We start from the raw sequence: 26,227 nt of genomic DNA on the forward strand, positions 1-26,227 counted from the left end.
TATTGCTAAAAACTGATATCGCGGGCATACAAATGAAAAATCCCGTCATGGCGGCGTCGGGTACGTTCGGCCTTGAATACGCGGCCTTAACAGACTTAACGCGGCTGGGCGCGATTATTCCCAAGACGATCACCTTTGAGGCTAAAACCGGCAATCCAGCCCCCAGGACCTGTGAGACGTCCGCAGGAATGCTGAACTCGATCGGTCTGGAAAACAAGGGCGTCGAGTGGTTCATCAGCGAGGACTTGCCGGAATACGTGAAATCAGGCGCGACTGTTATTGTGTCAATCGGCGGGGAAACGGTCGACGAGTACGTTCAAGCCGCCGAGGCGCTAAACGAAGCCGAGGGTGTCGCGGGGATTGAAGTTAACATTTCTTGCCCGAACGTCGATAAGGGCGGGCTTCAGTTCGGCTGTCAACGCAGGCAGGCGGCTATAGTCACAGAGTCCGTCAAGGCCGTTTCCAGGTATCCGGTAATCGTTAAACTTACACCGAACGTAACGAGCGTTACCGAAATAGCCAAGGCTTGCGAAAGCGCCGGTGCCGACGCGATCTCCCTGATTAACACCTTGCTCGGAATGGCCATCGACATAGAGTCGGGCCGTCCGAAACTGGGCCGGGCATACGGCGGGTTGTCGGGACCGGCCATTAAGCCCGTCGCGGTGCGCATGGTCTACGACACGGCCGCGGCCATCGGCATACCGGTGATCGGCGTGGGTGGAATAATGAACGTCGGGGACGCGTTGGAGTTCCTTATGGCCGGCGCGGTGGCCGTGCAAATCGGAACGGCTAGTTTCGTAGATCCGGGAACCGCTGTCAGAATAATTGACGGTCTGGAGGCCTTTCTAAAAGACCAGGAATACGATAACGTCGGACAGATAATCGGAAAGGCAAACCAATGAAACCGGAAGAAAAGCTCATAATTGCTATAGATTCCGCCGACATCGCCGAGATAATGGGGACAGTCGAAAGGCTTGGCGAATACGCGGAAACCTTCAAGATTGGCTCAACCGCTTTTAACACGCTCGGACCGACGATTGTCAAGGCGATCGGCAAACTGGGCAAGAATGTCTTCATAGACTTGAAACTTTTTGACATTCCGGAGCAAGTTGCCGGTGCGGCAAGGGCGTTGACCGATATGGGGGCGTCGATGATAACGGTTCACGCGCTTGGCGGCCCCAAGATGATGGCAGCGGCCAAGAAAGCGTCTTTGGACGCCGCCGGCAAGATTGGAACAAAACCGCCGCTGATTTTTGGTGTGACTATATTGACCAGCCTTGATGACTCTTGGTTGGCGCGTTTGAAGATTCCCGGCATGGACGAGACGGTGCCGGCGCTCGCGCTGGCGGCCGAAGAGGCCGGCTTAGACGGCGTAGTCGCGGCGGCGCGAGAAGTGGCTGAGATCAAGAACGCCTGCGGCGGAGGTTTCATAGCCGTAACGCCCGGTATTAGGCTTCCCGACAATGCCGCGAATGACCAGGTAAGAATAGCCTCGCCTGATGCGGCCATTAGAAACGGGGCGGATTATCTGGTCGTCGGCAGGTCTGTAACGGGCGCGCCCGACCCCGGTAAAGCCGCTCGGGAGATACTGGAGAAGATGAGATGAAAGACAACGAAATACTCAAGTTGCTAAAGGAAACGGGAGCCGTAAAGTCAGGTCATTTCAAGCTGTCGAGCGGGCTGCATGCCGGACGTTATTTTCAGTGCGCGCTGGCTCTGGCGGACCCGGCTGCGACGGAGAAGATCGGCCGGGCGATTGCGGAGAAATACAACCGCGACAGCATCGATGTGGTTGTCAGCCCGGCGATCGGCGGTCTTGTTCTGGGCTTTGCCGTGGCGCTGGCGATGGGCAAGAAATTCATATGGGCTGAACGCGCTAAGGGAGAAATGGTCTTCAGGCGGGGTTTTGCTTTAGATTCAGGCGAACGGGTTCTGATTGTGGAAGATGTTGTGACGACGGGGGGTTCGGTCGCAGAGGTAATGAGACTGGCGGAAACGGCCGGCGCGAAGATTATCGGTGTGGCCTGCCTGATTAATCGGGGCGGAAAGGACGAGATCGCGGGCGTAAAGCTAAAAGCTCTGGTCACAGAGGTAACGGAAGCGTACGAACCGGAAAACTGCCCGCTTTGCCGTGCTGGAAAATCCATAGAAATCCCTGGTAGCAGGTGCGTTTAAAAAATTTAAAAAACTTGTTGCTAAAGAATTAGCAGGTGGGTATAATTGTCCACGTCAATCGGATTTGTAGCACACGCTAAGGAGGGAGTAGTATGGCATTACCACAACTGTCAACTGCAGAAAGGCAAGCGGCGCTCCAGAAGGCGCTAGAAGTGCGGCGTCAGAGGGCTGAGGTACGCGCCAAGCTTAAGAACGGGTCCATGACCCTGAAGCAAGTCTTAGATAAGGCCGACGATAAAATCGTCGGACGCATGAAAGTAAGCGCCGTTCTCGAGTCGCTGCCGGGGATCGGCAAGGTTCGCGCCAGCGCGATCCTTGACGAACTGGGAATCAGCAAGACGAGGCGCGTACAAGGCCTGGGCGTCCGCCAGAGCGAAGGCCTTTTGAAAAAGGTTGCCAAGTAATCAGGCTTGAGTGCCTAAACTAGGCAAGCTTTTTGTAATTTCAGGCCCGTCGGGGGTCGGCAAGGACACTTTGGCAACCGAGGTTATCAAGGCGGTGCCGGAAGTGGAAAGGGTAGTCACAACGACAACCCGCGAACCCAGACCGGGTGAGATAGACGGAACACATTACCGGTTCATAAGCGCCGGGGAATTTGACAAGCGGATAAGGGAAGACGGTTTTCTAGAATGGGCGACAGTGCACGGTAACCGGTACGGATCGCCGAGACAAAGCGTCGCGGACGCTCTGGAAAAGGGAAAGTCGCTTATCTTGGCTGTTGACGTTCAAGGCGCTAAACAAATAAGAGAAAAGATGAGGGAGGCCGTGACGATCTTTATCGCGCCTCCCTCACTTAAAGAACTTGCTAACAGGCTAACAGGCCGGAGCACGGAAGACGCCGTCGAGATCACCAGAAGACTTGAGACGGCGCGCGAGGAGCTCGAGCACGTCGACGATTATGACTTCGTTGTGGTAAACACGAAGCTTGGGAAAGCGGCCGGCGAGCTCATTGAGATCATCAAGTCACAGCTCTTAAAGGCCGTCGGAGGAACTGGATGACCGAGACAAGGATAGACGAGCTGCTTGATAAGGCGGACAGCAAATTCGCGCTGGTGATCGGCGCCGCGAAAAGAACCCGGCAGATTACCGATTTCCTGAACGCGAAAAGCCCAGGCGACGTCATAAGCGAAAAAAGCGCGCCTCCGCCGGTCACTGAGCTTATGACCAAAAAACCTCTAATGATTGCGATAGACGAGATCGCCGACGGCAAAATAAACATTGATTACATTGAACCTTCGGAAGAAGAAGTTGCCGGCGCCGATGTGGACGAACCGGTTGAAACATTGGACGAGGACCCCATTTTAGAGAAAAAATCTCCTGAAGAAACCATGGAAGAGGGCGAGCCGCAGGAGCAGGTTGACGACGCCCTTAACGAGCGCTCCGAAGAATAGACTTGAAAAACAAAACCATCCTCTTGGGTATCACAGGCGGTATTGCCGCTTATAAAGCCGTCGGGCTGGCCAGACGGCTGACCGCCGACGGCGCCATCGTGCGAACTATCATGACAGAAGCCGCGACTGAATTTGTGGGCCCGGTTTCGTTTAGCGCTGTCACCGGGCAACCAGTCGCCGTGGCGATGTTCGATGATTTGGCCGACGCGCTATTTCACGTCACGGCCTCAGGTGAGGCCGACCTAATCCTGGTAGCACCGGCGACCGCGGATTTTATCGCCAAGACCGCGGCCGGACTCGCGCCTGACCTTTTGTCATCCATTGTTTTGGCCGCCGGTTGTCCCGTTTTATTCGCGCCGGCCATGAACACGCGGATGCTCAATAATCCGGCGACTCGGGAAAACATAAGGATTATTCGGGAGCGGGGCATTAAGACCGTCGGGCCGGTCGAGGGCAAGCTGGCGAAAGGATACGGACAAGGCCGGATGGCGGATGAGAACGATATCACGGCCGCGGCGGCGGCCTGCCTTAAGGGAAGACAAACGCTCAGGGGCAAGAGGGTAATCGTAACCGCCGGAGGCACCCAGGAAGCTATCGATGCCGTCAGATATCTTGGCAACAGAAGTTCGGGAAAAATGGGTTTTGCCTTAGCCGAGGCGGCCGCGGCCAGAGGCGCCAAAGTGACCTTGATATCGGCGCCAGCCGACCTGGTGAAACCGTTCGGCGTTGAATTCGTGAAAGCGGCGAGCGCCGCAGAAATGCGCCAAGCAGTTATCAAACGCTTTGCCAAAACGGATATTGTGATTATGGCGGCCGCCGTCGCGGACCTGCGGGCCGAGACGCCGGCTCAAGACAAGATCAAGAAAGCCGATTTGACGGAGTTAAGGCTTGAACCGACCGAAGACATTTTGAAAGAACTTGGCGCCAGGAAGACGAAGCAGATTCTGATAGGTTTTAGCGCCGAAACATCAGACCTGATAAGGAACGCGCAGAAAAAACTGGAACAAAAGAATCTCGACATAATCGTCGCGAACGATATCAGCCGTCCGGACATCGGGTTGGGATCTGATTTCAACCAGGCGACGATACTGACCAAAGACGGTCAGATTCTCGACACGCCGCGCTTGCCCAAGACGGAATTGGCGGCGTTGATAATAGACAAGTTTGTCGCGACATAGATAAGGAACGAAGACATTGGCTGAGAAGTACGACGAGAATTCACGCCGTCCAGAAGACGTTAAAAGACTTTTTAACAACATTGCGCCGAGTTACGACCGTCTGAACAGGATAGTCAGCTTCGGCTTGGATAAAGGGTGGCGCCGGGAAGTCGCTCACGAGACTTGGGAAGTGGAATGCGAGAATATCCTGGACGTCTGCGCGGGATCGGGAGATCTTTCCCTGGAACTCCACCGCTTCTGGAAAGGGCAGGCGCATATTGACGCCCTGGATTTCTCCAAAGAGCTGATTGAGGCCGGCCGCCGGAAGGTTGAAGAGGCCGGCGTGGCGGAACATATCAGTTTTATCGAGGGCGACGCTCTGGCGATGCCGTTCGATGACGAATCATATGACGCATTGACAATAGGCTTCGGCTTCCGTAATCTGCAAGACAGAAAGAAAGCTCTGGCCGAGTTTTTAAGGGTGTTGCAGCCCGGCGGATTGCTGGTGGTCCTGGAAGTAACCCAGCCGAGGCGCTTCTTAAGACCGTTATATTACCTGTATATGCTAAGGATCGTACCGTTCATAGCGGCCGTTATGCGGGCTGACAAAGAAGCTTACAAGTACTTGGGCAGAACGATCAGGGCCTTTCCAGACGCGCCGGAGTTCGCGGAAATGATTAAGGAAGCCGGGTTTCAAGAGGTAAAGTTCAGACGACTCGGCTTGGGAACGGTCGCGATACATACGGGATATAAACAGGCGTAAAGAGACAAGTGTAGAAAGCGGAGTGCAGAGAGAGAGAGAGAGAGAGAGAGAGAGAGGAGAAACGATATGCATGGGCAATGTTCTCTTCGAGTGAGCGTAGCAAATCGAGAAGTAAATGATTGATAAACGAATCTACGCATCAACCTTAATCTTAACGGCCCTATATGCGGGTATCTTTTTGGTCTCCGGATGCGCTTCGAGGCCATTGGCGGAATCGATTGCCAAAGGCAAAGAACTGGCCTATAGCCGCTGTACGACCTGCCACGCCGCGTCTACCTTTGAACATCACCGCTATTCTCGCGCCGGGTGGCTGTCGGTTATCAAGCGGATGATGGAGCACGGCGCGCAATATACCCCGGAAGAAAAAGACCTCCTGGCCGACTTTTTAAGCACGAAGTTCGGCAAAGAATAAACTCATTGTGTTATCATAAATGAAAGCAAGTACTTGCTTTCATTTTGGAGGTCCTGTTGGCTAACAACAAGGAAAAGAACCATGAACACCACGACGAAGCGGCGCACGACCGGATCATCGAGGCGGCCATGGCCGTTTTTAGCGAGAAGGGTTACCGCACCGCGACGACGCGAGAAATAGCCGACCGAGCCGACGTCAACGAGGTTACCATCTTCCGGCATTTCAGCTCCAAGGAAGGTCTGTTTGAACAGACGGTTCAACATTATTCACCGCCGCCTGTTCTGTCGAAGGAACTGGAAAAGAAGATGACGGGCGATTTGACGAAGGACCTCACCGTACTGGCCGACAGATATCTGGACGCGGCGGTTGACAGCGCTCCGTATATCAAACTCTCGATCATGGAACTGCCCCGCAACCCGGACCTGATCAGAATCGTGTCGCTTATCCCGGTTGAGTTAAGCACGCACGTGGCTGAATATCTCCACGATAAACGCGACAAAGGCGAGATCCCGAAGGCGGATTTCGAGCTTTTGGCCCAGATGTTTTACGACATGCTGTTTCACTACATTATTTCGGCCAAAGTCTTCTCGGATCAGTCAGGCACATATAGCGTGGGCAGGAAAGCCTTTGTGTCCACGACAGTCAGCCTCTTTACAAGTCTGCTGACGAAGACGACCGGGTAGAGGGATTAGAGTACGATACGCCGCCAGCCGGTACGGTCAACCCACTTGGACTCACTTTCTCCGGCTACGTAGGTATCCACGTTGGTCATGACGTATTCCGTGTCTTTCAGATAATCGTCGGGTAGCTCTACCACAAGCCGCGTTTCGTTCAACCGAACGCGCGTCGAGTATTTGGGGTTCAGGCTGTTGTTGGCATATTTCTGGAAGGACGGAACGCCGTCAAGAACACGGAGATCAAGTCGCTCGATCTTGTCCTTCTTAAATATTCTCATATGGAAAGCATAGGTTACACCTTTGTGGATGCCCGCCTGGGTGTCGACCGTGAACCAGAGTTTACGCGTGTTATAAGCAAAACCGACGCTGCGAATGTCACCGAATGGAGCGAGGTCGTTTAAGAAAGTGTCAAGCGGAGGATCGATCATGACCCGCCCGTGAAGCGCCGGATGGGTAAAAAAGTCCGGCTCTTTTTTAAGCGGCTCGATCAATATATCAGGGTACACCGCGACAAGTTCGTTTCTTCTGATAAACGACTCCAAATAGCCGGCAGTCAATTTAAGCTGGCTTTTATAGCAGGCAACCGCCTTCATCTTATTGGATTCCTCGGCCGCCGTTAAGGGTATTTTGAACCAGTGCGCGTCGCTATCGGTTAACGCGAGCGGCGGCAGCAGATAATCTCTAGGCGAGAAATAGGTTGGCTGAGGCCAGGTTTTCCCCCTATGCACCAGATATGTAAAGGCCCGGCATCGGTATCTCATCATTGTTATCGTGTACTCGATGAACGCGTTTGCGGCCCAATGGTCGTGGTGGATATCCTCGGCGCCCGGAAAGACTATTGTCGTCGGTTTGAAGTCTGACAGGATGGATTGCAGGTTCTTGACGACGTTTTGTCCGCAATACTGCGCCTGCTTCTCATATGAGAAGGTGTAGGGCGCCGTATCACAGCCGTTTCTGCCCTCGCGAGCGCAACCGTAGTCCCAATTCCTAGTGAACATCGCCTCCAAACCGCCGTCAGGGTAGCACAGAAAATAGATGTCCTTGCGCGCCAGGCCAAGACGGCTCATCGCGGCAATGGTCTCGTTGTGACGCTCGCCGCCCAGTTTCTGAAAATCACCGGCCGTCGGATCGGGATCTTTAAGGTCGACAACAGCCGCCTTTTTGTAGCCGTCACCATTTGTCATTAGCACAACCTTGACTGGAATCTTAAGGTCGAGCGCCTTTTGTATCAAACCGGCCGAACTCAAAGCCTCGTCGTCCGGATGAGGCGCGACGATAAGCAGACGGTCGCGGCGCCCTAGCTTTAGGCCGGTGCGTATGGAAGCGGGGTCGTTAAGCACCGGCGAGGCGGCGCAGCCGGGCGCGGCGAAGGGTAAGGCGGTAAGGACTACGGCGAGGGCGACACAGAGAGCGCCCAGGCGCTTAAATCTTTTCATCAGTCTACGATGATAAGCCTGGAAGGGGTCGGATTACCGTTGACGGAGAACCAACCTGCGCCGTCCAGATAAAGGTCGAAAGAAAGATAGTAAATTCCGGCCTCCGGGGGATCGCTGATCGTAAACTCAAGTACGGCTGACTCCTCCGGCTTGACGCTGCTCTTAAGCGGAGCGGCCACTATGTAGCCGGCGCGGCCCGGCTGAAAACCGATTCTATAGGCGGCTTTAAGGCGCCCTCCGGCCGGCCAGACCATCTTTGAGGTGTTGGTGACCTTAAGCCTGACTGAAGTATAATGGCCGACCGTTACGCTTCCCGTTTCCGCCTCTTCGTAGGCGACGCGCAAGTCATAGCCGACCGATACGTTTTGTCTGAATACGGGCACCCCGAAATCAGAAAACCAGCCCTGGTCGCGATAACTAAGGTCGAGAGAAAGAGAATATGGACCGCCTGTAGGAGGCGGCGTCAGTTCGACAGGCAACGTCACCGACTCGCCCGGACGGACATCTTGGCTAAGACGTTCGGGCGCTGAATAACCTTCGTGGTCGCCTGAATCCGAGAAACTATACGATAGCTTAACCGCGCCGCCGGCCACCCAGGTCATCCTGGAAGCGTTCGTAACCGTTACATATATCGTCTTGGGCGTAGCGGCCAGCAGGGGCTCGATATCCCCGATAACGCGATAGGAGGCCCCATATTCGGGCGAGACGTCGACGATGGCGGAGTAACCGGGGCTGCCGTTGGATAGGAACCAGGTTGTGCCGCTATCTACCGGCGAGGCTTTGAACAGGTAACGGCCGGGCTTTTCCGGCGTTCTTATCTCCAAAGGAACCTGAACCGTTTGACCGGGGAAAACGCGGCCGGGAATCGTTCCGGCGGACGCGCTGGTTCCAGCCGCTTGACCCGTCGTCAAATCGATCCACTGATAGCCGAACGATGTCACTGAATCAGGCCAGGTCGACTCGCTCGTATTTGTGACCTCGACGGTGGGTTTAAACATCGTACCGGCGTATACGGTATCAGGAAGGGAAAGTCCGCGTACCTCGGCTTGATAATAGAGGCTTTTCGGTACGATTGTGAGACCGGAGGATAGCGGCGAGATGCCGGCCTGAGAGTAGAAAACAGCCCCGCCTCGGGACATGTCGAAACGCATCGTGTAGAGGCCGACCGCCGCGGGCGCGGAGACTGGTATCGAGATCAGCGCGGACTGCCCGGACTTAATCTCGACAGGTACGTCAACATAGAAGATCTGCGCGATTCGGCCGGCGAAATCAATCAGCTGGAACTGTAGCTTGAACTCGTCGCCAGGTTGCCAAGCGGCGTCGCCGCCGTTAGCGACCTTAATAATCGCCGTTTGGGAGGTTCCGGGCTGCATTACTGACGGAACGTCGACTCTAGAGTAAGCGGCGTCGTACTCGCGATAAGGAGGGGGATAACGATAGGCGGATACTCCGCCGGCAAACTCGTTCATTATCTCGGCGATGCTGTCGGCCCAAGTCTTGCTGGTGGCGTAGTGCACGTTCATTCCCCTGAGCGTCGGGCCGAAGGGGGTATAGTACTCGCCGGTCTGAGTAAGATACATGGCGCTGATATTGGCGGCGATGTCGTTGATGCCGGCATCGTATGAGCTGTACGCCCAGGCCATGCCTCCGGGGTCCCTGTCATAAGCGCCCCAGCCGTAAAGGTTATACTTGTTGTCGGAAATCCAGCTGAAACCCCAGCCGGATTCCAGAATGGCATGGGCCATAAGATAGACAGGGTCGATGTTGTACCTTGCTCCCGCGTTTATCCAAGCGCTTCCCAGTCCGACCAGAGGACTGGACGGGTAAACGCTCCTGACATAACCGTCAAGCTGGGCCGCGGAAACGCCCGGATTGTGGCGCAGGTTGCTGTTAACGGTATAGCCGTCAGCGGCGAAAGCCGTTCGAGGAATAATAATAAGACAGACCAATACCGTTGCTATGAAGAATATACGGCGCATATGCCAGTGAGAATCTATACAAAACACCTCGCTTGTAAATTAACCTTATCACACAGAAAACCGCATATCAAGTGCCATATTTGTTTATAAAAAGCTCTACTTAAGGTTGATAATCACGTGGGGCGTAAACTGTTTACAATAGTGCACGATGATGATAGTCTAATGCCATAATATTTATTTCTGAAAAGGAAAGGGCGGGTGAGCCTTATTGGCCAGTCAAACCCAGGCGATGCTTAACCTGAACGAAACCGCTTTGTTGGGACTGTTGGCGGACAAAGCGCGATATGGCTACGAACTGGACAAGATCATCAAGGAAAAATACATGAGGGAATGGACGGACATCGCGTTCTCCTCGATTTACGCCATCTTGAAAGCGCTTGAAGATAAGGGCTGCCTGGTCAGCTCGGCGGAAATCGCGGGAAACCGCGTCCGGCGGCACTATTCGATAACAAGACAAGGAAGAAAGATACTCAGGGGCTCGACAATGAACCTGCTCTCGGAGCCGTCAAAAACATCGGATTCCCTGATGGCGGGGCTGGCGAATATGAGCCTACTGTCAGATGAGGACATAAAGCAGGCCCTGGCTAGAAGGGCGGGAACCCTTAAGACGCAGCTAAGTTATATTGATGAGGTTGGAAAGGACAGGCGTGGAAAAGACAAAGCATATTTCGAGGCGCTGGTTGTCCGAACCAAAGGTCGCGTTGCCGGGGAGCTGAGTTTCGTGGAGGAATTTCTGGGAGCAGCGTCCGAGCGAAAGCCGTCCAAGGAAGCAACGGTCGAATCCGCGAAAGAAGCCGGGCCCGAAGTGTCACCGGTACCGCCATTGACAGAGACAATGACTGAAGCTAAATCCAAAGCCTCAATAAAAGTTGAAAAAGAGGATCGCAAAGAAACCCTTTTCTAATAAAATAGAGTACCCGACAGCCAATAGAACGAAAAGGAGGCCGTTATGACGAAGAGGGTTTTTACCACCGAACAAGCCAAGGCAGTCGGTGAGGAGTTAGGCGTCGACTGGAGCAAATGGGATATCGAGCAGTTTAGAATGGGCATGGATGTCGAGTTGGAACACGGCACAGTGGATCCCCGCACCAACATCACCGACGACGATCCGATCATGACCGGTAAAATCGCCCTGGCGCATCTAAACGAGTTCTCCGATTACTATACGAGGCTATACAAGATGGAAAAGGAAGCGGACGAGTTTTGGGGGATCGAAGATTAGCGCTGAGCTGACCGTTTTCGACGGCGCCGGCTGCATCGGCGGAAACAAAATATATCTAAGATCAGGGAAGACCGGAGTGTTCCTTGACTTTGGCATGAATTTTAAGACTCAGGGCCTGTTTTATGAAGAATTTCTAAAGCCACGAACCTCGACACATGGTCTGCATGATTTATTTTTTACCGGAATACTGCCAGAAATCGGTGGAATCTATCGCGAAGACCTTATCATCCGCGACGACCTTGCCAGGGCTAAAACCATCAACGCACAAGCAGTCTTCTTATCTCACGCACATGTTGATCATATCGGCATGGTTAGCAGTCTTGATGCGTCAATTCCATTGTATGCGTCTCGGATGACAGCCTGTGTGTCAAAAGCGCTTCAGGACTCGGGGCGGGGGCTATTGGAAGAAGAGTACGCATATGCGGCGCTGCGCCGCTATGATATGGCCAAAGGAATACTCTGTAAAGATAAGTCAGACCCATGCATATGCCGGGAGTATCGCCTTGTAGACGGTGACAACGGCAGGACGGGCGCCTTCCTGGCGACATCGTTCTCGGCAAAGAAAGAACTGGTTCCCGCAATAACGGAAAGTTCCTCAGGGTCGATTGGCGAGATAACGTTCGAGGCGATTCCGGTAGACCATTCTGTATACGGCGCAACAGCATATTCTTTTGATTTCAACGGCAATCGGCTAGTGTACACCGGGGATTTTCGTTTACACGGTTTAGACCATGGGTTGAGCAAAGCGTTCGTAGAGAGGCTCTCAGCATTGAAACCGGATTTCTTGGTCGTCGAAGGAACCAACGTAGCTAGTCAAAAAGTCAGTGCTGTCGGTGAATCCAATGTCACAGAGAGTATGGTTATGGACAACTGCCTGAAGGCCGTAAAAAATGCAGCGGGTGAACTTGTCGTGGCTGATTTCGGGCCAAGAAATATTGAGAGGCTAGAAATATTCTTAAGTATCGCGAATGAAACCAGAAGACGACTTGTTGTTACTGAAAAAGACATATTTACCCTGCACGCGATGGCGCAGGCTGATAGCCGCATAGACTCGCTTCTTGGAGATGCCTCGCTAGCCTTATATCATCGCGAGAAAGGCGGATATCCGAAAGGCTGGCAGAAAGCCGTCGCGGAATTATACAGTGCGATGAGAGTCGAACCGGAAGTAATTCGAAGGAATCAAGGCGACTTCATTCTGGCCTTCGGATTTTTTGACATATCAGAAATCATCGATATTGATCCGGTAGGAGGCATATATATTTATTCGACATGCGAAGCGTTTAACGAAGAAATGGCTATTGACGTAAGGCGGTTGTCTAATTGGATAAAAAGGTTCGGCCTTAAACCGATTGGTTTAGAGTTTCTCAACGGCGACAAGGGTCCCGAGATAGAAAATGTTCGCGGATATCACGCTTCGGGACATGTTTCTCAGAAAGAACTTACAGAATTGCTGGCTAATGTTAAGCCTGGTTGCGTCATTCCTGTTCACACAGAACATCCGGAGATGTTCGTTGATTTGGTTGCGGGATCGTCAAAGGTTGTTTTGCCAGAACATGGTAAGCCAATTTCATTGTCCTAGAAAACTAGGGAGTGATTTGTGGTGGTCGACAAGAAGGTTACGATAATTATTGTGGCTCTGGTGATGCTAGTCTTTCTGCTTCTTTGCGTCGTCGCCGGGGGAGCCTTTTGGTGGTATAAGACGGAAAGAGACAGGGAGATATCCGGGCTGGAAAAGCGGCTGAAGACAGCAGAGAACAACCTCGGTAAAACGGCCGGGGACGACCCCAAGAAAACGCCCGTCGACCAATACGACGGCTGGCTAACATACACGAACACCCAGCTCGGTTACACCCTGCGATATCCGCCGGACTGGAAAGCGGAAGAGCATACCGGGGTTGAGATCGACATGCCGTCAAATTACGTTACATTTGGAAGTCCCGACGGCAATTACAGTGTCACCTTTGGTATGAGACCAACCGGGGCGGATACTTTCATAAGCGGAAGGACAGGCCTGGGACAAGGAGAGCCAACGGAAAGCGGTACGATAACAATCCAGGGAAACACATATCCCAAGGTCTTACATCTCTTGGACGGCAAAGCAAAGGTCATCTGGTTCGGGGGCAGCAGTTACTGGACAGTGGACGGTAACGAAGCTTACGCGGAGCTGGGCGCGCCGGGTTTGGGCTATATGACGCTCGACCTTAAGGGCGTCCCGGAAGAAGTGACGGCGGAAAAGATAGTGTCTTCTTTAAAGCTGAAGTAGTCCGCGGCTCAAGTCTTCAAACAATCTTCATTAAAAGCGCCCTGATAATCGGTTATAATTAAGGAGTAGAGAAAGCCACGTAGATCACGGAGGTAATTCAAGTATGGCAAAAACACCCAAGAAAGCAGCGGTGAGCAGCGGAAAGACCACCGCGGGCAAGGAGAACGCGCAGCAGCCGGCCGCCGAAGGCGACCGCAAAATAAATCCATGGATACCGATCGCGGTCGTTTCTTTTATAATCGCGCTTATCGCCATAATGGCCGCGATGAGCAACAGCAGCACCAACACAACCGGAGATAACGGAACGACGGCCGCTTCGGGAACCACGCAATCAGGATCTGCCGAGACTGAAACCAAGGCGGTCGATACCAGTTGGATCACGCTGGAGACAACCGCGACTCAGGTAAGCGAACAGACCGGGATTCCGGCAAAGATGTTGCAGCAATTCCTGGGCATTAAAGAAGCCGATATGAACAAACCATTCAGTCAGCTAGGCGGACAGGAGGCGGTTGACAAGGCCGCGAGCCTGGTCGCCCAGTTCGGCGGCGGCGGCATGGGCGGTTCGACCGGCGGTACGGGCGGCACGACTTCGCCCTAAAAGGGAAGGCTACGGATGGCCGTTAACATAAAAAGAACATCAATGGCCGCGGCGGCTTTGGTCGCGGTCATTGTCATTATGATAGCCGCGCCGGCAGGATTGGCCTATTGGATCTCCGGCGGTATTCGCTCGGAGTTAGACTCTCTCAAAGAGAGGGTGGCGGTATTAGAGAAGCAATTATCAGCGGCCGGTGCTTCCAGCGCGGCCCCCTCGACCACAAACACACCTACCGGCTCGTCCGCGAATACGACTGATTACGAAGACTGGGCGACCTACGAAAATACCTCAATAGGCTATGCGATCAGATATCCGGACGGTTGGACGTACAACGAGGAATCGTACGAGGTGGACGGAAAACCGGTCGTGTATGTCGTTTTCGTAAGTCCTGACAAGCAGTATTATGTCTCAATCGGTTTAAAGAAAAAAGGCGCTGAGACAATATTGACGGGCCGCAGCGGCGTCGGAACCGGGGACATGAAAGCGGCCGGGACGATAACCGTCCTGGGTGTTAAGGTAAAGCGGACGGAACAAATTTACAAGAGCGAAGTCAAAGGATATTTCTATCCGGAAGTCGGAAAGGTTTTCGAGGCCGCCGGTTATCAGGGTTACGCCGAATTCGGTAAGATGACCGCGGCCAACACGGATAAATACAACCTCGAAGGTATCGGCCAAGCATCCACCGCCGAAAAAATCATTTCATCTCTAAGTGTGACACCCGGCCAGTAACGGCCAGCGCGCAACAACGAAGTATAAACGGACGTTGATATATCGAACCTCAATGGGTATAATCATATTAGAAAGATTGAATATGATAGCTAGGAGGTAAACAGATGGGCGTCATTCAAGGAGACCGCCGGGAGCACCTGGAAAAAATATTCGGCGACCGGGTCAACTTCGCCAGACTGGAAAGAAAACTATACAGCCACGACATCGCGGAAATACCCGGCTTGATCCGTCCGCTGATAGGCAACACCATCCCGGACGCAATCGTCCAGCCGGCAAACGAGAAAGAAGTTGTCGAACTGGTTAAATGGGCGCGCCAACACAACATCCCTTTGACGCCCAGAGGCAGGGCAACATCAGGATACGGCGGCGCGGTTCCGATCAGAAACGGATTAGTCGTGGACTTCTATCGAATGCGCGCTTTGAAAAGCGTCGACAAAAAGAATCTGACCGTAACCGTCGAACCGGGCATGGTTTGGGAGACCCTCGACAAGAAACTCGCTCCCCAGGGATTGACGCTTAGGCTCTATCCGACCAGCTATCCTTCTTCAAGCGTCGCCGGTTGGCTGGCGCAGGGCGGAGCGGGCATCGGCTCTTACGAGTCCGGCTGGTTTAGGGACAATGTTGTCCATGCGCGCGTCGTGTTGCCGGATGGCAGCATTAGGATATTCTCGGGCCCGGACCTGGACCTTATCTCCGACGCTGAAGGAACGACAGGACTCATCACAGAGGTCATGGTCAAGGTAATGCCCTTAGAAGAACAGACCGTCATGGCCGTAGCCATCAAAGAACCGAAGGACCTGCAAGCCTTCCTCGAGGATCTGATAACCTCAAAGCTTAAAATATGGTCGACCTTATTCATTAATCCCAAAATGGCCGCCCTGAAAAACAAATCGCCCTTGATGGTCCACTGGGACCACGCGGCTGAACAAAGAATCGAACTCCCTGAAGCTTATATCGTCATCATCACCAGTCGGGAAAGGGACGAGGCTTCGGTAAGAAAAGGCGTCGAAGGTCTTGTCAAGAAGCATGAAGGCAAGTTTCTGCCGCAAGAGATGGCGGATCACGAATGGGCGAACCGGTTTAAGACGATGACCGTTAAACGTTTGGGGCCCAGTCTGGTGCCGGCCGAAGTAATTGTGCCGCTGGATAATCTTGCTTTCGGTATCGATGAGATCGCTCGATTCGTCGACCAGCCCTTGGTTAAAGAGGGCGTGGTTGTCAAGGAAGGTAAAAGCGGCCGACCTGAGGTCGTTTTGCTTGGTTTTATTCCGGCCGACCAAAGGAAGTTTAAATACAATTTCGTTTTCGCTTTATCGTTGTCAATTATGAAAGTGGCCAAGAAGGCGGGCGGCCGGGGTTACGCGACCGGTTTGTTTTTTGCCCGGGAAGCACCCTCCATACTGGGCGAAAACAGGTATCAGAACCTGATCGAATTCAAACAGGAAGTCGATCCGACAGGATTTATGAATCCCGGCAAGGTTACGGGAACCGGGTTGATAAATACAACGATGGGTTTGGCGTTCGCTATGGAGCCCATAGTCAGAAAGCTTGGCAACGCGGCTTCGACGGAGATAGGCGAGCGCCCGAGCAAACCGGTTCGGGATATTCCGGCGGATGTCGCATGGTACGCGTACGCCTGCTCCCAATGCGGGTATTGTGTTGAAGAATGCGACCAGTTTTACGGCCGCGGCTGGGAAAGCCAATCGCCGAGGGGCAAGTGGTACTGGCTTCGCGAATACATGGAAGGCCGTGAGGAATGGAGCAACGACGTCGTTCGAACGTTTACGGTCTGCACCACCTGTGAGATGTGCGACTTCAGGTGTTCGGAGAGCCTTCCCATCGAGCCGTCATGGATGAAATTGCGCGGCATTATGATAAACGACGAAAAACGATTAACGTTGCCGCCGTTCTATATGATGGGGGAAGCAACTTCAGCGGAAGGCGATATCTGGGCCGGCTACCGGAAAAACCGCTGGGACTGGTTTCCGAAGGACTTGGAGGAGAAACACGGCCCGGGCAAGAAATCAAAGAACGTCTACTTTGCGGGCTGTACGGCCAGTTATGTCGAGCATGACATTGCGCAGGCCAGCGTCAGATTACTGGACGAGGCCGGAGTAGATTTCTCAACCATCGGCGTCAACGAGAATTGCTGCGGCACGCCGATGCTCGTAGCCGGGAAGTGGGATATTTTCAAGAATACAATCGAAGAGAATATCGCCAATGTCAAAGCGTTGGGCGGAGATACCGTCATTGCCAGCTGTCCGGCTTGCGACATGATGTGGCGGCACGTGTATCCGGTCTGGGCCGGGAAATTCGGTATCGATTATGACATTAAGGTAAAGCATTATAGCGAGATTCTGGCCGAGCAAATAAGGAACGAAGAATTCAAGTTCCCGGAGAAAGAAGGCAAGGAGGTTACCGTAACGTGGCATGATTCCTGCCATATGGGCCGGGCGACGGGCGTCTACGACGAGCCGCGCGAACTGATAAAGGCGGTGCCGAACACTAAGCTTGTTGAGATGGAATACAACCGGGAAAAGGCGCACTGTTGCGCCAGCGTGCTGACGTTGATCGCCGACCCGCCGATTGCGGCGGAGATTGGAAAGGACCGACTGCAGGAAGCGATAGACGCGGGCGCCGAGAAGGTGTTGGCGTTGTGTCCGTGTTGCGAATTCCAGTTGCGCGTTGCCGCCGACAAGAAGGATATGCATATCGAGGTCCAGGACCTGGCGCGTTTTGCCGCCGCAAGTCTGGGCTATGACTTCCCCGATCCGCACCCCGAGGTTAAGGCGCAATGGGCGGTTTTTGAGGCGATGATTAACTTGATGACGCCGCAAGGTTTTGCCGATCTGATGGGAACGATGTGGCCAGAGTTGATCGATGCCATGCCGTTTAAGATGGGCCCGATGATGCGGGCGATGGGTAAGATCCCTGGCGCTTTAACGCTGATGAAACCGGTGTTCCCGATCCTGTTCCCGAGGCTGCTTCCGATGATGCTGCCGAAGGTTATGCCGACCATGTTGGACCGCGTGGCGGACAAGATACCGATGCCGGATTACATGAAAGAGCAGATGCCGGCCTTAATGCCGCCGGTCATGGACGATTTGATGCCGCACATGATAAACGACGTCGTGCCGCTGGTCACCCAACCCATGATCGACTACCTGCACGGGAAGTAGGGTCGTCCGACGTTTTTAAACAGACTCGCAGGCAGCTCGCGGCCTACCATCGTTAGTGCTTTGGGGTCAGGCCCTTTCTTCTTATGAGATAGGGCCTGACCCCATGTTGTTTCTTCTTATGAGATAGGGCCTGACCCCATGTTGTTTCTTCTTATGAGATAGGGCCTGACCCCATGTTGCGTTCGCCGACCAAACAATGCTCTCCGCTAGTTTGTTTTGTGTTCGTATTGCGCTCGACCACACTAGAAAAAGTCTTTTCTATCGCTGATTTACCATGTATGGCCGCATCATCTCATTGTCTTCATGTTCCAGAACATGACAATGCCAGACATACAAGCCGGCAAGGTCGAAGCGCGCGACGATACGCGTGATTTCGCCCGGATTGGCGACGACTGTGTCTTTCCAACCGACCTCCCAGGGCTGCGGACCGACAGCAGGTCCGGTCAGCAGCTCGCCTAGCGGAGTCCGGTCTTCCCCTTTTTGAAGGCTATCCTCCATGGAAGACTTATATTCATCCTTGTTCATAGGCTGCCTGTCGACAACCTGAAACATCACCTGGTGAAGGTGTATCGGGTGAGCGTCCGCCGTCAGGTTGACGATTTGCCAGATTTCCGTATCCCCGACCCGCGGTGTTTCAGTTATCTCACTAAAGAATTCCAGCGGCCCCCTGTCACCTGTGCCCAAATGGCTGCTGATCGGGATGTCTTCTTCGGGCGCCATCTCCTCGTTTATAATCAGCTCCCTGGCCGGCAAGTCTGTTGTTAGCCGTTCGATGGCCGGCAGCGCTGCCGGGACGATGCCCTTCGCGGAACTCTTCCTCCCGACGACCTTAAACTTCATGACCTGGCCGGTCGTCTTCGGATCTGCCGGATCAAGCGGTGTTGCAACGCCTTTGAACGGTTCGTCGGGGCCGGTGTTGAGCATAATAACCTCGTCGCCCTTTTTTAATTTGGAGAAATCAACAATGACGTCCGCGCGCTCGGCCGGAGCAACCAGCAGCTGGTCAATCTGAATCGGCGCGTTAGGCAACAGACCGCCTTCCGTTCCGATCTGTTTGAACGGCAATCCTGCCTGGTCGAATTTCAGGATTAAGAACCGCGAATTGCAGCCGTTAAGAATACGGAGGCGGTATAAAGCTGGCTCGACCTCCAAGTACGGCCAGGTCTGACCGTTGACAACGATTGCGTTGCCGAAGAATTCGGGATTCCAGATCGGCGGGACCGAGCTGTCAGGCTTGTATGGTCCCTTGTACTCGTCGAAGAACGCCCTGGTGTCAGGATAGAAAAGCGAACCGTCCGTGTTGAATGTCTTATCCTGGATGCCCAGAGGAATCTCGTGATAGACCTTACCCTTGGGGTCGTTCAGTTTCGGAGCCGGTCCGGGAAGGTTCAACGCGTCCTCCACGTCGTCCCTGATGAGCCAGAAACCAGCCATGCCGGAATAGACATTGTTACGCGTAATGCCTAAGGCATGATCGTGGTACCAGAGCGTCGAAGCCCGCTGCGTATTAGGGTATTCGAACCAGGCCGCACCGGCTTGCGGCGGTCTGGCAGTCGCGAATCGAGGTCCTTGTTTGGCGTAACTTGCCGGTATGTTTTTGGCATCAGGCAAATACCAGGCCGTCGGGTAACCGTCGCTCTGCGGCGACGTGTGCGCTCCATGTACATGGGTGATAATAGGCACTGGTCCTTTATAGGGTTTTGGATCTGCCTTTTGAATTTCAGCTGTCGCGCCGGCTACGGCCATGGCCGGATCGGCCCAATGGATTGTTTGATCGATGGCCGTCAGCGGAGGCAGAAAGTTCCCACTCTCGTTGACCAGGCGGTTTACCCAATTGACACGAACGGTCTGATTGGACCTGGTCTCGATGGTAAAGGCGGGATAGTTGAAGGTCGATTTCTTTCCTGGACCGGGCAAGGGATCGCCGTCGCGGCCATAGCCCCAGACGGTTGTTTTTGGCATACCGGGTGGCAATATCTGCTGATCGAACTGGCGCACCGCGATCTCATATTCGGTGACGTTGCCGTTTTTCTTCGAGTAAGGCATGACCGGCGGAATAACCAGCGCTTGACGGAATTTGGGGATATTATTCGCGTCAAGCATATTGAACGGACCGGATGGTTTTAATATCTTGATGGTTTTTGATGGGTAACATCCGGCCACAGCCGAGACACCCATGATCGTAGCAGTGGCTCCGCAGAGCCTAATAAAATCCCGGCGACTTAGCCCTTTGAAGGAATCAACCATTTCCTAACACCCCCTGATAATCCATCGAATATTAATAACCATAAGAGCATGTGTTCTTGTCTAAATAGTTGTGCATTATCAAAGGTAAGTCAAGCTTAACCTAGGCATGACCTGGCTAATTAACAATCAAGACTGGGTAAACACCTAGTGTGAACGGCCTCTAGCCTCGGCTTAAAGGAAAGCGTTTAAGACTAATAAACTAGGCCGCCCCTTCGCAGATTTGACCGGGAGCGAGTGAGCGTGATATTTTAAATAAAGCGAATACGCTATCCAGAGAGGCGGAGGGACCGAGCCCTGTGAAGCCTCGGCAACCTAGCTCGAAAACGAGCCAAGGTGCCAACTCTCGCCGGTCTATTCCGGGCAGATAGGGAATGAACTTATCTGAATGCCTGCGAGTAAACCTCGTGGGCATTTGCTTTTGGAAGATTGAGAGATTGGAGAAAGGGGAGACATGAGGGAGAAACATCTGTTTACATCGGAGTCGGTAACGGAAGGCCATCCGGACAAGATATGCGATCAGATATCCGACGCGATTCTTGACGCGGTTATCGCTGACGATCCGGCTGGCCGGGTGGCTTGCGAAACGTTGGTCACAACGGGCCTCGTGGTCGTGGCCGGCGAGATATCCACGGAGACGTATGTCGATATCCCGAAAGTCGTCAGACAGACGGTGAAAGATGTCGGCTACACAAGGGCGAAATACGGTTTTGATTATGAAACGTGCGGCGTCGTAACCTCGATCGACGAGCAGTCGCCCGATATCGCCGGCGGGGTCGACCATGCTCTTGAGGAACGTTCGGGCGAGGCCAAAGACGCCGCGTTCGACCAGCTTGGGGCAGGCGACCAGGGTATGATGTTCGGGTACGCGGTCAATGAAACGCCGGAGCTTATGCCGATGCCGATCATGGCCGCGCATAAGCTGGCGATGCGATTGACAGAGGTCAGAAAGGACCATACGCTGCGGTATCTGAGGCCGGACGGCAAGACGCAGGTAACAGTGAGATATGAAGACGGACAGCCAAAACACATCGAAACGGTAATCGTGTCGACCCAGCACGGACCGGACATCGACCAGGATCAACTGGCGGCCGATTTGCTGGAGCACGTGGTTAAGCCCGTCCTGCCGGCCTCGATGGTCGATTACGACAAACTAAACCTCTACGTCAACCCGAGCGGCTACTTCGTTATCGGGGGACCGCAAGGAGACACCGGCGTGACCGGCAGGAAGATAATCGTCGACACTTACGGCGGATTAGCCCGGCACGGCGGCGGCTGTTTCTCCGGCAAGGACCCGACAAAGGTGGACCGGACCGGCGCCTACTATGCCCGTTACGCGGCCAAGAACATCGTCGCGGCCGGACTGGCCGACAAGTGCGAGATTCAGGTCGCCTACGCCATCGGCAGGGCTCATCCTGTTTCCATTATGGTAGAAACCTTCGGAACGGAAAAAATCGATAACGCGAAAATAGGAAAATTGATTCGCGAACATTTTGATTTCCGCCCAGCGGCGATTATAGAGAACCTTAACCTGCGCCGGCCGATTTTTAAGAAGACTGCCGCCTATGGACATTTCGGACGCGACGACGCCGATTTTACCTGGGAGAAGACGGATATCGCGCCGGCGCTAGCCAAGGCGGCCGGCGTCTAGCCAACAAACCGGCATTCTAATAGAATAATCATTAATGGCGAACACCCTAACGGTTTTTCGGCTAATCTCGGTCCCTGTCTTTTTCGGCCTGCTCGCGTGGTCCAATCCTAGCGCCGATAAGGTCGCCTTTGCCGTATTCGGGATCGCGGCAATTACCGATTTGTTTGACGGTTATATAGCCAGACGCTTTAAACAGGTAACCGAGTTCGGGCGACTTGTCGACCCGCTGGCCGACAGGGCCTTGATCGTCACGGCGATTGTCGCGCTTTTTATGCGCGGCGTCATTCCGACATGGGCCTTGGCCGCGTTGCTGCTCAGGGACGGCATGATGGTTTTAGGCTATTGGCTGACCAAAGAGCTTAACAAACCCCTGGTTCCGGTTAATCAGATGGGCCGGGTATCGAACTTCTACCTAATGGTAACCATATTCCTCCTATTGTTTCACTTAAGCTTCAACCCCTTGCTGCTTTTTGTTTGGGCGTTTTACCTGGGCGTCGTCCTTTATATGGTGAGCGGCTTGGTGTATATTATTCAGGAGGCGACGCTGTTGAATAAAACCGCCAAGGAGACCGATAAATGAACTTAAAAGCCAGGATTGCCGAGGACATGAAAACGGCCATGAAGGCCGGCGAAAAGCTAAAGGTTTCAACACTCAGACTGACCTCCTCGGCCATGACTTACGCCGAGAAAGACAAGAAACGCGAACTTAACGAAGACGAGGCCATGGAAGTGGTTGTTCGCGAAGTCAAGAAGCGCCGCGAGGCCGCCACCGAATACGCCAAGGCCGAACGGGAAGATCTAGCCGGCAAGGAGCGAGACGAGGCTGCGATATTGACCGCCTACCTGCCGGAACAGATGAGCGAGGCCGAAATAAACGAAATCGTAAAACAGGCTATCGAAGACGCCGGCGCGATGGGGCCGGGCGACCTCGGTAAGGTAATGAGTGTTGTTATCCCCAAAACTAAGGGCCGGGCTGACGGCAAGCTGGTCAACGAGATCGTCCGCCGGCTTCTCGAACAAGGGGCTTAGGATTCTAAAACACAAAGAAACCAAGCTGACAATCCCGTCATATCTGTCCATGGTGGACATTACTGGCCGCGCAGACGAGTGGCTTAAGATTATCGAACCCCGATTCAATTGCGTCATATCCGTCAGAGGCAACGAGATTACCATCAGCGGGGACGAAAAAGAGGTAGATTCGGCGGTCAAGCTGTTTGAGGAAATGATCGCCCTGCTGGAGAAGAAGCGGCCGTTAACGCCCGAGGGGCTGAATGTCGCCATCGACATGGTAAAAAGCGGCGCCGGACGACCCAGCAAGGTGTTTTCTGATGTGGTGCTGGTCCACCGCGGCAAGACCATCGCGCCCAAAACGCCCGGCCAGAAAGCCTACGTCGACGCTATCCGCAAACACACCATCGTTTTTGGCATCGGACCGGCCGGAACCGGTAAGACGTATCTGGCCATGGCCCTCGCCGCGTCGGCTCTGGCTAATAAACAATACGGCCGCGTCGTCCTGGTCAGGCCGGCGGTTGAGGCCGGGGAGAAACTGGGTTATCTGCCGGGGACGCTCTACGAGAAAGTCGACCCTTATCTTAGGCCGCTTTACGACGCGCTATACGAAATGATGGACCCGGACCACTTCCGTTACCTCATGGAACGGGGGACCATAGAAGTGGCTCCGCTCGCCTACATGAGAGGCCGGACATTGAACGATTCGTTCATCGTCTTGGACGAAGCCCAGAACACCAGCCCGGAGCAGATGAAGATGTTCCTGACGCGGCTGGGCTTTGGCAGCAAAGCGGTCGTTACCGGGGACGTCACGCAGATCGACCTCCCGCCAGGTCAGGAGTCTGGTTTAACGGTGATCGAGAAGATTCTGACCAACGTGGAAGACGTAGAATTTATCCATCTTGACGCCAAGGACGTAGTCCGGCATAAGCTGGTCCAGCAAATTGTGGAAGCTTACCGGACGGCGGGATTGTCTTGATTGGAGCGGGGTAGGTAGACCATGGAGAAATCCGCCGTATCCACACCGAGGCGTCTGCGAGCCAGCCTGGCCAGCAAGGAGATAACATCAAAGCACTGGTTGCTGGCGGCCGGCATGTTTGGCGCGCTGACAGCGATTCTATCCGTTAACTTATTGCCGCCGGACTATGTGTTTAAAGCCGTCGATGTTAAAGAACTCGCGGGGATCGCCCTGCTGGTTCTGGGAATTATTACGATATCCGGCTTGTACCTTTATGACTACCGGCCTTACGCTTTCGCCAGACCATCTCTTTTGCTGCTTTTAGGATTCATGTTCGTAGTCTTTACCGTGATCGCGAAAGCATTTTCGATCCTGGCGCTGACCAACGCCGCTTACTGGGGATACCTGATACCGGTCGCGTTCATCGCCATGCTGGTTACCATTTTGTTCGATCCTCACTTGGCGATCATGCTTGTCATTAGCGCGTCGATCATGGTCGGCTACGAAACGCACTACAACTTTTCTTACACGATAACGGCGCTTATGGGCGGGATGATAGCGGTCTATTCGACGACAGGAATATCCCAGAGGACGGAATTGGCCAAAGCCGGCGTGGTAACCGGCATCGGCATCGCGTTCTTCGCGATAACCGCCGGGTTGCTTCAAGACACCACCTCGGCCGCTTTTATAAACGGCATGATCGGGGTGGCCAACGGCGTGTTTTCAGCCGTCCTGGCGCTGGGAACATTGCCGTTCCTGGAGAGAGAATTCGGCATCTTAACGCCGATGCGCTTACTGGAGCTATCCAACCCCAGTCAACCGCTTCTAAGGCGGCTGATGACTGAGGCGCCAGGCACTTATAGCCATAGCATAGGCGTCGGTAATTTGGCGGAAGCGGCCGCCGAGGCTATCGGCGCAGACTCGTTGCTGGTCAGGGTAGGCGCCTATTACCATGACATCGGTAAGCTGAAAAGACCGTCGTTCTTTGTCGAGAATCAGGCGGAAGAGGAAAGCCGGCACGAGAAAATCAATCCGCAATTGTCATGCCTGGTAATCACATCTCATGTCAGGGAAGGCGTGGACATGGCCAGGGGTGAGAGCCTGCCGCAACCGATTATTGATTTAATCGACCAGCATCACGGCAAGAGCATCGTAACTTTCTTTTTCCACGAAGCCAAGAAGAGGAAGTTGAAAGAAGACGTCTGTGACGACGCTTTCCGGTACCCAGGGGATAAACCGCACAGCCGCGAGGCCGCGATTTTGATGCTGGCCGATGCCGTGGAAGCCGCGGCTAAAACAATTAAGGATCCGAGCGCGGTAAAATTCGAGACGTTGATCAAGAAGATAATTCAAGAGAGAATCGACGACCACCAATTGGATGAAAGCGATATGACGCTGGCCGACCTGAGTAAGGTCGCCAAAACGTTTACCCAGATTCTGAGCGGCGTCTACCACAAACGCGTCGCCTATCCGGACCTGAAAGATGAAGATATGCCGGCCAAGCATAAAGGCGCGGTCCATGGATGAGGCTAATCGAAAGTCCGGCGACGTTACCATCGCCAATGAGCAAGACTCTGTGGCCGTAGACAACGAGAAAGCCATACTTCTTGCCGAGTATGTCTTATCCGAGGAAAAAGCGTCCGGCCAAGGTGAACTGGCGATAACCTTCGTCGTCAAAGACGAGATGGCTTCCCTTAACTCAAGATACAGGCGCCTGGAGGGACCGACCGATGTGCTTTCTTTTTCCCTAAGAAAAAGCGGGGAGGACGAGTTTGTCTCGCCGGTGCCCTTGATGGGAAACGTCATAATCTGCCCGGAGGTGGCCGCGGCCAACGCGGCTAAAGACGGCCGCAGCCTCCAAAGCGAAATAGACCAACTGGTGGTTCACGGCATACTCCATATCCTGGACTACGGGCACTCAACGGCAGAGGATGAGGCTAAAATGTTCGAGCGCCAGGCCGAACTGGTGGACAGGTTCAAAAACGCGGGGCAGCTTTAGGTGAAGCACAGGAACGTGTTTGAGAGTTCCGTGACGGCTTTCCAGGGTTTGATGTTTGCTTTGAGGCATCAAAGAAGCGTCAAAGCCATCGCCGCCATCGCCATTATCGTTACAGCGGTAAGCGCTTTTTTAAAGTTGACGGCCGTCGAGTACATGATTCTGACGACCACGATATCCTTGGTTTTCATAACGGAGCTGATCAACTCGGGACTGGAATACGCGATCGACCTTGTGACCGAGGACTATCACGACCTGGCCAAAGCGGCCAAGGACGTTGCGGCCGCGGCTGTCTTACTGGCCTGCGTCAACGCCGTACTCGTAGGAGCGATCTGGCTAATGGGACGATTGGGGTGGATGTAGTTTGGCGCCAAGCACGATATTTGGATTAA

Annotated in this window: 27 protein-coding genes and 1 riboswitch; of the genes, 24 read left to right on the forward strand and 3 right to left on the reverse strand. The window is 53.8% G+C overall.

Annotated features, from left to right (window positions below):
- Positions 1-2 precede the first annotated feature (2 nt).
- The 10 genes from WC891_06505 (at position 3) to WC891_06550 (ending at position 6,581) form a co-directional block, all read left to right on the forward strand.
- On the forward strand, positions 3-902 hold the full coding sequence (locus WC891_06505) for a dihydroorotate dehydrogenase (GenBank protein MFA5867591.1): 900 nt from the start codon (positions 3-5) through the stop codon (positions 900-902).
- Positions 899-1,606: an orotidine-5'-phosphate decarboxylase gene (gene pyrF / locus WC891_06510; protein ID MFA5867592.1), complete on the forward strand. Its 708-nt coding sequence runs from the start codon at positions 899-901 to the stop codon at positions 1,604-1,606. Before WC891_06505 ends, pyrF begins: the two co-directional genes overlap by 4 nt.
- Entirely contained in the window at positions 1,603-2,175 is a 573-nt protein-coding gene (gene pyrE, locus WC891_06515; protein MFA5867593.1) for an orotate phosphoribosyltransferase, read from the forward strand. Before pyrF ends, pyrE begins: the two co-directional genes overlap by 4 nt.
- Positions 2,176-2,267: 92 nt before the next feature.
- Positions 2,268-2,579 (forward strand): integration host factor, actinobacterial type, encoded by a 312-nt coding sequence (gene mihF, locus WC891_06520; protein MFA5867594.1) that lies wholly within the window; start codon positions 2,268-2,270, stop codon positions 2,577-2,579.
- Between the two features lie 10 nt (positions 2,580-2,589).
- A complete protein-coding gene (gmk, locus tag WC891_06525; GenBank protein ID MFA5867595.1) occupies positions 2,590-3,174 on the forward strand; it encodes a guanylate kinase in 585 nt (194 codons plus the stop codon).
- Positions 3,171-3,566: a DNA-directed RNA polymerase subunit omega gene (gene rpoZ, locus WC891_06530; protein ID MFA5867596.1), complete on the forward strand. Its 396-nt coding sequence runs from the start codon at positions 3,171-3,173 to the stop codon at positions 3,564-3,566. Before gmk ends, rpoZ begins: the two co-directional genes overlap by 4 nt.
- Positions 3,567-3,568: 2 nt before the next feature.
- Complete coding sequence (gene coaBC / locus WC891_06535) at positions 3,569-4,744, forward strand: bifunctional phosphopantothenoylcysteine decarboxylase/phosphopantothenate--cysteine ligase CoaBC (GenBank protein MFA5867597.1); 1,176 nt, start codon at positions 3,569-3,571, stop codon at positions 4,742-4,744.
- Between the two features lie 16 nt (positions 4,745-4,760).
- Positions 4,761-5,486, forward strand: coding sequence for a bifunctional demethylmenaquinone methyltransferase/2-methoxy-6-polyprenyl-1,4-benzoquinol methylase UbiE (ubiE, locus tag WC891_06540; GenBank protein MFA5867598.1), 726 nt, complete (start codon positions 4,761-4,763; stop codon positions 5,484-5,486).
- Positions 5,487-5,601: 115 nt separating this feature from the next.
- Complete coding sequence (locus tag WC891_06545; protein ID MFA5867599.1) at positions 5,602-5,898, forward strand: hypothetical protein; 297 nt, start codon at positions 5,602-5,604, stop codon at positions 5,896-5,898.
- 56 nt (positions 5,899-5,954) lie between these two features.
- The gene (locus WC891_06550; GenBank protein ID MFA5867600.1) at positions 5,955-6,581 is read left to right on the forward strand and encodes a helix-turn-helix domain-containing protein; all 627 of its coding nucleotides are present in this window, start codon (positions 5,955-5,957) and stop codon (positions 6,579-6,581) included.
- Between the two features lie 5 nt (positions 6,582-6,586).
- Here the strand turns inward: WC891_06550 and WC891_06555 are convergent, their stop codons facing one another.
- Both WC891_06555 and WC891_06560 read right to left on the reverse strand, forming a co-directional pair.
- Positions 6,587-8,011, reverse strand: coding sequence for a PIG-L family deacetylase (locus WC891_06555; GenBank protein MFA5867601.1), 1,425 nt, complete (start codon positions 8,009-8,011; stop codon positions 6,587-6,589).
- Positions 8,011-9,960: a glucosaminidase domain-containing protein gene (locus WC891_06560; protein ID MFA5867602.1), complete on the reverse strand. Its 1,950-nt coding sequence runs from the start codon at positions 9,958-9,960 to the stop codon at positions 8,011-8,013. The genes WC891_06555 and WC891_06560 overlap by 1 nt, the downstream gene beginning before the upstream one ends.
- Positions 9,961-10,198: 238 nt before the next feature.
- On the opposite strand from WC891_06560, the gene WC891_06565 reads away from it, so the two are divergent.
- The 7 genes from WC891_06565 to WC891_06595 all read left to right on the forward strand — a co-directional run bounded on the left by WC891_06565 (position 10,199) and on the right by WC891_06595 (position 17,978).
- Positions 10,199-10,894, forward strand: a complete 696-nt coding sequence (locus tag WC891_06565; protein ID MFA5867603.1) for a PadR family transcriptional regulator — start codon at positions 10,199-10,201, stop codon at positions 10,892-10,894.
- Positions 10,895-10,939: 45 nt separating this feature from the next.
- A complete protein-coding gene (locus WC891_06570) occupies positions 10,940-11,212 on the forward strand; it encodes a DUF5661 family protein (GenBank protein MFA5867604.1) in 273 nt (90 codons plus the stop codon).
- A gap of 94 nt (positions 11,213-11,306) precedes the next feature.
- Positions 11,307-12,791 carry an MBL fold metallo-hydrolase RNA specificity domain-containing protein gene (locus WC891_06575; GenBank protein ID MFA5867605.1) on the forward strand — a complete coding sequence of 495 codons (1,485 nt, stop codon included), beginning with the start codon at positions 11,307-11,309 and terminating at the stop codon, positions 12,789-12,791.
- Between the two features lie 18 nt (positions 12,792-12,809).
- Positions 12,810-13,475: a hypothetical protein gene (locus WC891_06580; GenBank protein MFA5867606.1), complete on the forward strand. Its 666-nt coding sequence runs from the start codon at positions 12,810-12,812 to the stop codon at positions 13,473-13,475.
- Positions 13,476-13,578: 103 nt separating this feature from the next.
- A complete protein-coding gene (locus WC891_06585) occupies positions 13,579-14,073 on the forward strand; it encodes a hypothetical protein (GenBank protein MFA5867607.1) in 495 nt (164 codons plus the stop codon).
- Positions 14,074-14,088: 15 nt separating this feature from the next.
- Entirely contained in the window at positions 14,089-14,799 is a 711-nt protein-coding gene (locus tag WC891_06590; protein MFA5867608.1) for a hypothetical protein, read from the forward strand.
- Positions 14,800-14,903: 104 nt separating this feature from the next.
- On the forward strand, positions 14,904-17,978 hold the full coding sequence (locus WC891_06595) for an FAD-binding and (Fe-S)-binding domain-containing protein (GenBank protein ID MFA5867609.1): 3,075 nt from the start codon (positions 14,904-14,906) through the stop codon (positions 17,976-17,978).
- 258 nt (positions 17,979-18,236) lie between these two features.
- Here WC891_06595 and WC891_06600 read toward each other — a convergent pair whose 3' ends face one another.
- Positions 18,237-20,225: a multicopper oxidase gene (locus WC891_06600; protein ID MFA5867610.1), complete on the reverse strand. Its 1,989-nt coding sequence runs from the start codon at positions 20,223-20,225 to the stop codon at positions 18,237-18,239.
- A 263-nt stretch (positions 20,226-20,488) separates the two neighbouring features.
- Positions 20,489-20,596, forward strand: a riboswitch (SAM riboswitch).
- Positions 20,597-20,676: 80 nt separating this feature from the next.
- Between WC891_06600 and metK the strand changes: the two genes are divergently transcribed.
- The 7 genes from metK to WC891_06635 are packed head-to-tail and all read left to right on the forward strand — an operon-like array spanning position 20,677 to position 26,198.
- Entirely contained in the window at positions 20,677-21,873 is a 1,197-nt protein-coding gene (metK, locus tag WC891_06605) for a methionine adenosyltransferase (GenBank protein MFA5867611.1), read from the forward strand.
- A 34-nt stretch (positions 21,874-21,907) separates the two neighbouring features.
- Positions 21,908-22,453 (forward strand): CDP-diacylglycerol--glycerol-3-phosphate 3-phosphatidyltransferase, encoded by a 546-nt coding sequence (gene pgsA, locus WC891_06610; GenBank protein ID MFA5867612.1) that lies wholly within the window; start codon positions 21,908-21,910, stop codon positions 22,451-22,453.
- On the forward strand, positions 22,450-22,902 hold the full coding sequence (locus WC891_06615) for a GatB/YqeY domain-containing protein (GenBank protein ID MFA5867613.1): 453 nt from the start codon (positions 22,450-22,452) through the stop codon (positions 22,900-22,902). Before pgsA ends, WC891_06615 begins: the two co-directional genes overlap by 4 nt.
- Before the next feature lie 49 nt (positions 22,903-22,951).
- A complete protein-coding gene (locus tag WC891_06620; protein ID MFA5867614.1) occupies positions 22,952-23,860 on the forward strand; it encodes a PhoH family protein in 909 nt (302 codons plus the stop codon).
- 21 nt (positions 23,861-23,881) lie between these two features.
- Positions 23,882-25,366: an HDIG domain-containing metalloprotein gene (locus WC891_06625; protein ID MFA5867615.1), complete on the forward strand. Its 1,485-nt coding sequence runs from the start codon at positions 23,882-23,884 to the stop codon at positions 25,364-25,366.
- On the forward strand, positions 25,359-25,838 hold the full coding sequence (gene ybeY / locus WC891_06630; GenBank protein ID MFA5867616.1) for an rRNA maturation RNase YbeY: 480 nt from the start codon (positions 25,359-25,361) through the stop codon (positions 25,836-25,838). The genes WC891_06625 and ybeY overlap by 8 nt, the downstream gene beginning before the upstream one ends.
- Before the next feature lie 15 nt (positions 25,839-25,853).
- Positions 25,854-26,198, forward strand: a complete 345-nt coding sequence (locus tag WC891_06635; GenBank protein MFA5867617.1) for a diacylglycerol kinase — start codon at positions 25,854-25,856, stop codon at positions 26,196-26,198.
- Positions 26,199-26,227 lie beyond the last annotated feature (29 nt).

Source organism: Actinomycetota bacterium (assembly GCA_041658625.1).
Classification (GTDB): domain Bacteria; phylum Actinomycetota; class JAHEXW01; order JAHEXW01; family JAHEXW01; genus JBAZZW01.

Coding starts and splice junctions, on each gene's coding strand:
- pyrF (MFA5867592.1), top strand. CDS start 899: ATGAAACCGGAAGAAAAGCTCATAATTGCTATAGATTCCGCCGACATC.
- pyrE (MFA5867593.1), top strand. CDS start 1,603: ATGAAAGACAACGAAATACTCAAGTTGCTAAAGGAAACGGGAGCCGTA.
- mihF (MFA5867594.1), top strand. CDS start 2,268: ATGGCATTACCACAACTGTCAACTGCAGAAAGGCAAGCGGCGCTCCAG.
- rpoZ (MFA5867596.1), top strand. CDS start 3,171: ATGACCGAGACAAGGATAGACGAGCTGCTTGATAAGGCGGACAGCAAA.
- WC891_06545 (MFA5867599.1), top strand. CDS start 5,602: ATGATTGATAAACGAATCTACGCATCAACCTTAATCTTAACGGCCCTA.
- WC891_06555 (MFA5867601.1), bottom strand. CDS start 8,011: ATGAAAAGATTTAAGCGCCTGGGCGCTCTCTGTGTCGCCCTCGCCGTA.
- WC891_06570 (MFA5867604.1), top strand. CDS start 10,940: ATGACGAAGAGGGTTTTTACCACCGAACAAGCCAAGGCAGTCGGTGAG.
- WC891_06575 (MFA5867605.1), top strand. CDS start 11,307: ATGAATTTTAAGACTCAGGGCCTGTTTTATGAAGAATTTCTAAAGCCA.
- WC891_06585 (MFA5867607.1), top strand. CDS start 13,579: ATGGCAAAAACACCCAAGAAAGCAGCGGTGAGCAGCGGAAAGACCACC.
- WC891_06590 (MFA5867608.1), top strand. CDS start 14,089: ATGGCCGTTAACATAAAAAGAACATCAATGGCCGCGGCGGCTTTGGTC.
- WC891_06595 (MFA5867609.1), top strand. CDS start 14,904: ATGGGCGTCATTCAAGGAGACCGCCGGGAGCACCTGGAAAAAATATTC.
- WC891_06600 (MFA5867610.1), bottom strand. CDS start 20,225: ATGGTTGATTCCTTCAAAGGGCTAAGTCGCCGGGATTTTATTAGGCTC.
- metK (MFA5867611.1), top strand. CDS start 20,677: ATGAGGGAGAAACATCTGTTTACATCGGAGTCGGTAACGGAAGGCCAT.
- pgsA (MFA5867612.1), top strand. CDS start 21,908: ATGGCGAACACCCTAACGGTTTTTCGGCTAATCTCGGTCCCTGTCTTT.
- WC891_06615 (MFA5867613.1), top strand. CDS start 22,450: ATGAACTTAAAAGCCAGGATTGCCGAGGACATGAAAACGGCCATGAAG.
- WC891_06620 (MFA5867614.1), top strand. CDS start 22,952: ATGGTGGACATTACTGGCCGCGCAGACGAGTGGCTTAAGATTATCGAA.
- WC891_06625 (MFA5867615.1), top strand. CDS start 23,882: ATGGAGAAATCCGCCGTATCCACACCGAGGCGTCTGCGAGCCAGCCTG.
- ybeY (MFA5867616.1), top strand. CDS start 25,359: ATGGATGAGGCTAATCGAAAGTCCGGCGACGTTACCATCGCCAATGAG.